Source organism: Streptomyces sp. IBSBF 2435 (genome assembly GCF_036815005.1).
Classification (GTDB): domain Bacteria; phylum Actinomycetota; class Actinomycetes; order Streptomycetales; family Streptomycetaceae; genus Actinacidiphila.
Map to the genome: position 1 here is coordinate 1 of NZ_JAJSYW010000239.1, position 8,484 is coordinate 8,484.

The window sequence follows — 8,484 nt, forward strand, 5'->3', positions numbered from 1 at the left end:
ACCCCCCACACCCTCAGCGGCCACTGTCCCGGCAACGGGAACCGCCGATGACCCGGGACGCGACAGCTCCCCCACCTCACCGCACGGCGTCCGGCGCTCCGCGCACCACGCCCCCCTTCGTCGTACTGCTCGGCCCCGACTACGCCGGCAAGTCCTCCGCGCTGACGGAACTCGCCGAGCACGCGCCCGCCTGGCCGATCGTCTCCCTCGATGACGGGTTCCTCGGGCCGGGCCACTCCCTGATCGGCCGATTACGCCGCAATCTGGTCGGCGATGTGCTTCCCGGCCTGCACCGCGACTACTCCGCCGACTTCATGGTCACCCTGCTGCAGACCGCGGCGCTCCACCTGCGCGACAGCATCGAGCGCGGCCCGCCCGGGACGCCGGCCCTGGTCGACTCGTACTACTACAAGATCCTCGCCAAGTGCCGGCTGGCCGGAGTCGACAGCCACCCGATGTTCGACTGGTGGCGCACCTTCCCCCAGCCGCGCCGGGTGATCTTCCTCGAAGTGTCGGCGGCGACGGCCTGGCGGCGCTGCGGCCAGGGCGCGCAGGCCAACTCCCTGGAGTTCTACGGCGAGCAGCCCGAGCAGACCTCCTTCGAGAAATTCCAGTCCGACCTGCGCACCGTCATGTGGGAAGAGGTCAGGCAGCTTCCGGTGACCGTCATCGAGGAGCAGAAACAGATCTCGCGGACCGCACAGAAGATACGAGAGGCGATGAGCCATGTCATCTGGTGACACCTGGGACGACCCGGCCCGCGTACAGCGCTACCGGGACCGGGTCTTCGGCGAACGGGAGAGTCTGCGGGCCGCGCTCGCAGACGCCAGCGTCCACCAGCAGCGGGTCCTGACCGAACTACTGGACTTCAACGCCGGCACCGAATACGGCCGCGCCCACTCCTTCGGCTCGATCCGCTCGCTGGACGACTTCCGCAAGGCGGTGCCGATCAACGACTACGCGGCGCTGGCCCCCTGGATCGACCGGATGGCGGCGGGCGAGAGCAATCTGCTCAGCGCGGACGACCCGGCGGTCTACTTCACCAGCAGCGGCACCACCGGTGACCACAAGAAGATACCGGTCACCCCGCGCTTCATGCAGCGGACCTTCTTCCCGTTCTACTACGCGGCCTGGGCGCCGCTGGTCGAGCACTTCCCCGATGTGCTCGACCGGCCGGACGCGGTGCTGAACCTCAAGCACGACCCGCGGCCCGCGCCCCCGACCACCGCCTCGGGCCACCCCCATGTCGGCGCCAGCCAGGTCGACTTCGGCAGCAAGTTCGGGGAGCCGCTGTCCGCCGAGCCCGGCACCTTCGCGCACTGGGGCACCCTTCCGGTGCCGGTCGAGCAGAACGACCACCTGGAGAAGACCTATCTGCGGCTGCGCCTCGCGGTGGAGAGCGATGTGCGCTGCGTCATCGGCATCAACCCGGCGATGGTCGCCGCCGTGCCCTACCAGCTGAACCTGTGGTGGCCCCGGCTGGTGAAGGAGATCCGCGACGGCACGCTCGGCGGGGTCCCGTACGGCAGCCCCAACCCCGAGCGGGCCGCCGCCCTTGAGCGGCTGGCCGAGCACTTCGGGACGGTGCGCCCGTCCCATGTGTGGCCCCGCATGCGGGCGCTGTTCTGCTGGACGACGGGGATGGCCACGCTCTACATGCCGCGGCTGCTCGCCGAGTTCGGCCCGGGCGTGGCAGGACTGCCCGCGCCCGTCGCCGCGTCCGAGGGTCCCGTCGGCGTGGCCTTCGACCGGCACGGGTCGGCCGGCTCCCTGGTCGTCACCGCCTCGGTCTACGAATTCCTCGACGCAGAGGAGGACGTACGGCCCGACTCGACGACCCTGACATTCGACGAGCTGGAACCGGGCCGCGACTACCACGTGATCTTCAGCCACATCGGCGGCCTGTACCGCTACGCGGTGGGCGACGTCGTACGGGTGGTGGACCGGGTCGGCGGAGTTCCCAGGGTCGAGTACGGGGGCCGCAGCACCCGCTCGGACGCCGTCGGCGAGCGGCTGCGCGACACGCACGTCATCCGCGCGCTGGCCGCGACCGCCCGGGCCACCGGGCTCGACGTCCGCAACGCCGCCTGCCGGGTGGAGCAGGCCGACGCCGCCGCCGCGCACTACGAATTCGCCGTCGCGGCCCCCGGCGGGTGGAGCGAGCAGGAGACCGAGCACTTCGGCGCCCTGCTGGACACCGCCATCGGCCACGAGGCCCCGACCTACCAGGCGGCACGTACCACCGGCCTGCTGGGCCCGGTGGTCCTGCGGCGCCTCGACAGCGACGCCTTCCTGCGCGACTGGCACACCGGCGTCGCCTCCGGTATCCGGCCCACCCAGGTCAAGGACCGGCTGTTCCGACAGGACCTCGCACTCTGGCAACGGCTGACCGGCACCGCGCAGGTCGGCAAGGGAGGACAGGCATGACCGAGACACTGGATGCCGTCGAGCGGACCGCGTTGCTGACCGCGGCCTTACGCGCGGCCGAGACCGGCCGCGAGGACCGGCTCTACAACGACCCCTACGCGGCCCGGCTGGCCGGCGACGCGGGCCCCGAACTGCTCGCCGAGATCCGCGAGGCCACGTTCCCCAGGAACGCCGCGCGCACCCTGCCGAGCACCCCCGACTACAACGCCATCCGCACCCGGCTCTTCGACGACCTGCTCCAGCAGGCGGCGCAGGAGGCGGACATGCACCAGATCGTGCTGGCGCCCGCCGGCATGGACTCGCGCGCCTACCGCTTCGGCTGGCCCGCCGGCCTGCGCTACTTCGAGGTGGACCGGCCCGCGGTGCTGGCCTACAAGGAAGCCCGGCTGAACGGGATACCCCCGCGGGTCGACCACCGCTCGGTCGCCGTCGACCTGACCTCGCCGGACTGGGAGAGCAAGCTGGTGGCGGCCGGCTACGACCCTGAGCAGCGGTCCACCTGGCTGCTGGAGGGTCTGCTCTACTACATCCCCGGCGACGACGCGCACCGCATCCTCGACCGGGTCGCGGCGATCATGGCGCCGGGCAGCAGGATCGCCGCGGACATCGTCAACTCGGCCGCGCTGACCCTGCCGAACATGCGCGGCCTGCTCGACGTGTTCGCCGGCTGGGGCTGTCCGTGGCTGTTCGGCACCGACGAGCCGGAAGCACTCTTCGACGCGCACGGCTTCACCGTGGAGGCGTTGCAGCCGGGCGACCCGGCGGCCGAGTTCGGCAGGTGGCCCGACCCGGTGCCGGACCGCGCCGAGGCCGGGGTGCGCCGGGTGTTCTTCGTCCACGGGAGGAAGGGCTGAGATGGCGGACGCAATAGTCGTCGGCGGGAGCATCGCCGGCCTGGCCACCGCGCTCGCCCTCGGCGGCGCGGGTTACGACGTCCGGGTGCTGGAGCGCGCCGCCCCGCCGCCCGAGGGACCGGTCGAAGAGGCCGTACGGGACTGGCACCGGCCGACCGTGCCGCAGGCGGTCCACTCGCACACCCTGACCTCGGTCGGCGTACGGGTGCTGCGCCGCCGGGCGCCGCAGCTGCTGAGCACGGCCCTGGAGGCCGGCGCGGAATTGCTCGACCTCATCGCGGCGCTGCCCGCACCGGTCCAGGACCGGGCCCGGGAGGTCGGCGACGACGACCTGGTGGCCCTGGCCTGCCGGCGCAGCGTCCTTGAGCTGCTGCTGTACCGGACCGTACGCGGTCTGCCGCGGGTCCGCATCGACCACGGCACGACGGTGCGCGCCCTGGTGCTCGACCCGTCGTCGGAGCAGGTGCGCGGGGTGCGCACCGACAACGGCGAGGTGCTGCCGGCCGCGGTCGTGGTCGACGCCACGGGACGGCGTACCGAATCGCGCGACTGGCTGGCCGCGGCCGGGATACCGCCGGCCGACGACCTGGTCGAGCCGTGCGCCATCACCGGTTACAGCCGCCAGTACCGGCTGCGCGGCACCGAGCGGCCGGGGCCGCTCAACCGCGGCAACGCGACCGGCGGGGTGTGGGACCACTACGCCGCCGCGCTGCACCCGGCCGACAACCACACCTTCGCCGTCGCGGTCATGGTGCCCCCGGGCGACCAGGCGACGGCCGGCCTGCGCGGGCCCGACGCCTTCACCGCGGTCACCCGGGCCACCCCCGGCATCGGCGCCTGGCTCGCCCCCGGCGTCAGCGAGCCGCTCACCGGCGTCAATGTGATCGCCTGCCCGCCGAACGTGCTGCGCGGCTCGGCCACCGGCGGGCAGCGGCCGGTGGCGGGCCTGTTCGCGGTCGGCGACGCCGCCTGCGTCACCAACCCGCTGTACGGGCGCGGGATGTCGCTGGCCCTGGAGCACGCCTTCCAGCTGGCCGACCTGCTGGAGGGCGCCCCGGTGGACCAGGACCTGGGCCGGGCCGCCGCCGGGATCGCCGAGCGGCTGTTCACGCCCTGGTACCACTTCGCGGCCCAGGAGGACAAGGAGCGCACCGTCCGGTGGAAGGCCGCGATCGGCGCGGGCCCGGCCCCGGCGCCGCAGCCCACGCCGGACGGGACTCGGACCCGCGCCGAAATGGTGCGGGACGCGGCGCTCACCGACGGGCTGGTCTGGCGTTCGGTGACCCGGGTGATCATGGGCCTGACCACCCCCGCCGCCGCCTTCGCCGACGAGAAGTTCCTGGCCCGAGTGGGCCAGGCGCCGCCGGTCGACCCGGCCCTGCTGCCGCGGGTGCCCGGCCGGGACGAGTTCGTCCGCATCATCGAGGCGGCGAAAGGAGCGTAGCGGTGTCGACTCTCCAGGCGGCCTCCGTTCTCCCGGCGGCTCCCGGTCCCCCGGCGGCTTCCGTTGTCCCGGCAGCCTCCGTTTCCCCGGCGGCCTCCGTGCGCGACGGCAGCCGCCCCACGGAGGCCGAGGTCCGGTCCCCCGCACCGCTCGGCCGCCGGGTGCTGCTGGCCCCGATCACGGTCACCCCCTCCAAGCCCCTCACCCCGAGCCACCTCAAGGGGCTGCTGTGGACCGACGTGATGTACCGGGCCACCGCGCAACTGGCAGATGTGACCTACCGCTACAGCCCCACCACCTACCACCGCACCGAGCAGACCCTGGGATTCTGGGAGTACCTCGACCGCACCGTCGGGGACGCCGACTACTCCGGTCTTTCCGAGGAGCGGATCGGGGAGATGTACGTCGGATTCCGGACCGAGGGGCGGCGGGCCGACGCCGCCGCGCTGCGGCCGTACGCCGACGCGGTCGAGCTGCACGGCTGGGTCCACCCGGCGAGTACCAGGGTGCTCGAACTGTGGGCGGCGCACTACAAGCAGCTCGGCATGCACGACCCCGGGCTGCTCGCCCACCAGCCGCCCGGCCTCGGTCTGGAGGAGGTCGTGGACCGCCTCGGGTCGCTGGGCATGTGCCTGGACCTGCGCTCCTACGGCGGCCCGGTCTTCCTGGACGCCACCCGGCACGGGCTGCCGCTGCGGCAGATCGTGGACGCGCAGAGCCGGCCCAACTACCTGGCCTGCGCGCTCAGGGAACTGGTGCCGCTGGCACCGCAGTTCGACGAGATCGTGCTGCTCTACGACCGGGAGCTGGAACCGGACTACCTGCTGCTGGAGCGCACCTTGTCCGCCTTCGGCGCGACCGTCCGCCGGGTCACGCTCGGCCGGGTGCCGATCGACGGGCAGATCCGCTCCGCGCGGCACGGCGACTGGCACGGCCACACCGCCGCGGCCCTGCTGGGCGGCGCCGCGGCGGAGTACGACGAGGAGGTGCTGCGGCTCGGGATGCGGCTGTACTTCATCGCCGTGCTCGGGCCGGGCCAGCAGCAGTCCTTCGGCCACGACGTGCTGCGGCAGAGCCTGACGCGCGCCGCCCGGCTGCTGTCCGGCGGCCGGGACACCGATCCGGCGCCGCTGCCGGAGGTCATGGCCCGGCACCGCGGCGACCACCTGTACGTCAACCCCTACCGGCTGACGTCCAGCCTGCTCGCCAAACGCCGCCCGGCGCCCGCCCACGGCCTGCTGACGGCGGTCTACCTGTGACCATCTCCCAGGACATGCTCCGCGCGGAGGTCGCGCAGCGCATCCGCGCCGCACGGCCGGAGCTGGCCGCACGGCTCGACCTGCGGACCCCCGACGGGCTGCTCGCCGCGCAGCAGGAGATCCTTCTGGCGGCGCAGGACGCCAAGGTCTCGGCGATCTGCGTGCTGCGCGGCTTCGACCTGCCGACCTGGGTACGTGCCACCTGCGCCTTCGCCGGCCGCGTGGACCCGGCGGCGGCCGTCGCGTGGCGCCAGGACTTCACCCGGACCGTCTTCCTGGCCGGGAATCCGGACAACCTCAGGGACCGGTTCACCTTCGGGCATGTCGCCGACGACGGTTCCGCGGCCTGGCAGGACCCGGTGCCCGTCGGGGACAGCAGCACCCTGCGCCGGCTGCTCAAGCTCTTCGACGGGTCGGCGGAACTGCCCACCCGGCCGCCCGCGGTGGTGCGGGTCCTGGCCGACCGGGACCCGGCCGGACGCGCCCCGGTCCGCCGTGAGCTGTACGTGGCCACCGCCGGGGTGACCATCGCCGACTGCCTGGTCCACCTCAACCACCTGCTGGTCGAAGCCGTACTCGACGGAGTCGTCGGACCCGGCGACCAGCTCACCGTCCGCCAGGCCCCCCGGCTTTCGGGACTGGCCGGCCCCTTCGCGGCCCTGCGGATCGCCAACACGCCGAGCCGTCCCGACCAGTTGCGTGCCTACGCCGCTCTCACCGAGGAAGCCCACCATGCCTGAGTCGACCACCACCCCTTCGGCGGACCGCCCGATCCGCCTCGGCTACCCCAGCTCCCCGCAGACGGCCCTCGACCTCCTCGCCGCCGCGGGGCTCGGCGAGGACCAGGCGGTGCTCGCGCCCTACGACCTCACCGACCCCTTCTCGACGCTGCGCAGCGGCGAATTCGACGTCCTGGTGGTCAAGTTCGGCCCGCGGGAGGAGGACCTCGCCACCAGTGAGGTGCTGGACTGGGAGTCCCGCGCCCTCGTGGTGAGCGCGAGCCATCCGCTCGCGGACCGCGAGAGCGTCTCCGTCGAGGAGGTCGCCGCGTACGACGCCTTCGAACGCCCCGGCGCCTTCCCCGAGTACCTGTGGGACGAGATCGTGCCGCGCCGCACCCCGCAGGGCCGCGAGATCCACCGGCGCCACCGGGTGAACACCATCGCGGAGATGATGGCGCTGGTGGTCAGCACCGACGCGGTGCACCTGTCGGTGGTCTCGCTGGCCGACATGGCGCCGCCGGTCGTCCGGGTCATCCCGGTCCCCGACCTGCCGCCCACACCGGTCTGCCTCGCGTGGTACCGGGGCGCCGAACTGCCGCCGCAGGTGGCGAAGTTCATCGCCGCGGTGGAGGCGGCGAGCTCGGCGGCACGCGAGGGGTGACGTCTGGCGGCCGGCCGCCGCGCAGGCCCCTTCGGTACGCCGGGGGTCGATGCCGGCGGCCGTGAAGGTCCCTTCGGTACGCGCGACGTCGGCGGCCGGCCGCGGGACCGCCGTCAACCGTGCAGGACCCGGCGGATCGCGTCGATCTGGTCGCGCACCATCCGCTCGGAGACCGCGGCCGCGGTGATCCCGGTGCACGCGTGGAAGGTGCCGGGGTAGTGGTGCAGTTCGGTCGGCACGCCCGCCGCGATGAGCCGGCGGGCGTAGCCGAGGTCCTCGTCGCGCAACGGGTCGAACTCGCACGCCGAGATGAAGGTGGCGGGCAGCCCCGCCAGGTCCTCGGCCCGGCCCGGGGCCGCGTAGGGCGACACGTCGGTGCGCTCCGAGGCGTCCTTGCCGCCGAGGTAGTGGTGCCAGCTCAGCAGCGCGCTGGCCCGGTCCAGCACCGGTGTGTCGACGAAGGCGAGGGCGGAGGGGGTCTCCAGCCGGTCGTCCAGCTCGGGAAAGCTCAGGCACTGCATCCGCAGCCGCACCCCGCGGTCGCGGGCCAGCAGGGCCAGCCCGGCGGCCAGCACCCCGCCCGCGCTGTCCCCGGCCACCCCGAGCCTGCTGGTGTCCACGCCCCATTCCGCGCCGTGCTCCGCCACCCATTCGAGTACGGCGTAGCAGTCGTGCAGCCCGGCGGGATACGGATGCTCGGGCGCGAGCCGGTAGTCCACCGATATGACCACGACCCCGGCCTGCTCGGCGATGCGCAGCACCGCCGAGTGGTTGGTGTCCAGGTCCCCGCTGATCAGCCCGCCGTAGTGCATGTACAGCAGCCCCGGCGCCAACTCCCCGCCGCCGCGCGGCCGATAGACCCGCACCCCCACATCGGGCCCCCCTGCGGGCCCGCCCACGCTGCGGTCCGCCACCTCCACCGCGACGGCCGGCCGGTACACCGGCAACTGCCCGATCAGCGCCGCCAACTCGGCCCGCACCGCTGCGACGTCCCCGTAGTCCGACGCCGGTAACTGCGCCGCCCACGGCAGGAGTTCAGGATCGTAGGAGTAAGCCATCAATGTCCTCCCGCACCAGCGCACGACCCGGGTCGGGCCCCGCCCGCCCCATTATCAAC

The 8,484-nt window shown here is 73.3% G+C and carries 8 protein-coding genes; 7 read left to right on the plus strand and 1 reads right to left on the minus strand.

Annotated elements, in window-relative coordinates; genetic code table 11:
• The first annotated feature begins 47 nt into the window (after window positions 1-47).
• The 7 genes from V7E46_RS30355 to V7E46_RS30385 all read left to right on the plus strand — a co-directional run bounded on the left by V7E46_RS30355 (window position 48) and on the right by V7E46_RS30385 (window position 7,367).
• The gene (locus tag V7E46_RS30355; protein WP_333771415.1) at window positions 48-740 is read left to right on the plus strand and encodes a hypothetical protein; all 693 of its coding nucleotides are present in this window, start codon (window positions 48-50) and stop codon (window positions 738-740) included.
• Window positions 727-2,427, plus strand: a complete 1,701-nt coding sequence (locus V7E46_RS30360; RefSeq protein ID WP_333771416.1) for a GH3 family domain-containing protein — start codon at window positions 727-729, stop codon at window positions 2,425-2,427. The genes V7E46_RS30355 and V7E46_RS30360 overlap by 14 nt, the downstream gene beginning before the upstream one ends.
• Window positions 2,424-3,281 carry a class I SAM-dependent methyltransferase gene (locus V7E46_RS30365; RefSeq protein WP_333771417.1) on the plus strand — a complete coding sequence of 286 codons (858 nt, stop codon included), beginning with the start codon at window positions 2,424-2,426 and terminating at the stop codon, window positions 3,279-3,281. The genes V7E46_RS30360 and V7E46_RS30365 overlap by 4 nt, the downstream gene beginning before the upstream one ends.
• Window position 3,282: 1 nt before the next feature.
• Window positions 3,283-4,725: an FAD-dependent oxidoreductase gene (locus V7E46_RS30370; RefSeq protein WP_333771418.1), complete on the plus strand. Its 1,443-nt coding sequence runs from the start codon at window positions 3,283-3,285 to the stop codon at window positions 4,723-4,725.
• Window positions 4,726-4,823: 98 nt separating this feature from the next.
• Window positions 4,824-5,984: a hypothetical protein gene (locus V7E46_RS30375; protein WP_333771419.1), complete on the plus strand. Its 1,161-nt coding sequence runs from the start codon at window positions 4,824-4,826 to the stop codon at window positions 5,982-5,984.
• On the plus strand, window positions 5,981-6,724 hold the full coding sequence (locus V7E46_RS30380) for a DUF6182 family protein (protein WP_333771420.1): 744 nt from the start codon (window positions 5,981-5,983) through the stop codon (window positions 6,722-6,724). The genes V7E46_RS30375 and V7E46_RS30380 overlap by 4 nt, the downstream gene beginning before the upstream one ends.
• Window positions 6,717-7,367 carry a substrate-binding domain-containing protein gene (locus V7E46_RS30385; RefSeq protein ID WP_333771421.1) on the plus strand — a complete coding sequence of 217 codons (651 nt, stop codon included), beginning with the start codon at window positions 6,717-6,719 and terminating at the stop codon, window positions 7,365-7,367. Before V7E46_RS30380 ends, V7E46_RS30385 begins: the two co-directional genes overlap by 8 nt.
• A gap of 113 nt (window positions 7,368-7,480) precedes the next feature.
• On the opposite strand, the gene V7E46_RS30390 is transcribed toward V7E46_RS30385, so the two are convergent.
• Window positions 7,481-8,425: an alpha/beta hydrolase gene (locus V7E46_RS30390; RefSeq protein ID WP_329178928.1), complete on the minus strand. Its 945-nt coding sequence runs from the start codon at window positions 8,423-8,425 to the stop codon at window positions 7,481-7,483.
• Window positions 8,426-8,484: the final 59 nt, after the last annotated feature.